Origin of the sequence: Flavobacterium soyae (genome assembly GCF_021245985.1) — a bacterium.
Lineage (GTDB): Bacteria > Bacteroidota > Bacteroidia > Flavobacteriales > Flavobacteriaceae > Flavobacterium > Flavobacterium soyae.
The window spans coordinates 1-255 of record NZ_JAJQXA010000076.1 but is presented as its reverse complement, the minus strand read 5'-3'; the positions used below and the strand labels follow the sequence as shown (position 1 = coordinate 255).

Sequence of the window (255 nt, the reverse complement as noted above, 5' to 3'; positions counted from 1 at the left end):
AACGTCTAAATGGGCAGATTAAAGAAATTTTCACCCAAATTGTCCTTTTGTTGGAAAGGGAGGGCATCGTAAGCCTTAAGACTGCCTTTGTTGACGGTACAAAGATCGAAGCCAATGCCAACCGTTACACTTTTGTATGGGGGAAGGCTATTAAAAAGAGTAAAGAACGTATTGAACAACAGCTGGAAGAACTTTGGCATTATGCACAGAGTGTAGCCAAAGAAGAACTTAAAAATACAGAATCTGTTGATTTTG

1 pseudogene is annotated in these 255 nt (G+C 39.2%); it reads left to right on the top strand.

The window, feature by feature from the left end:
• Positions 1 to 50: 50 nt before the first annotated feature.
• Positions 51 to 255 (top strand): annotated as a pseudogene (locus LUU93_RS21650) (IS1182-like element ISMsp1 family transposase); the annotation flags it as partial.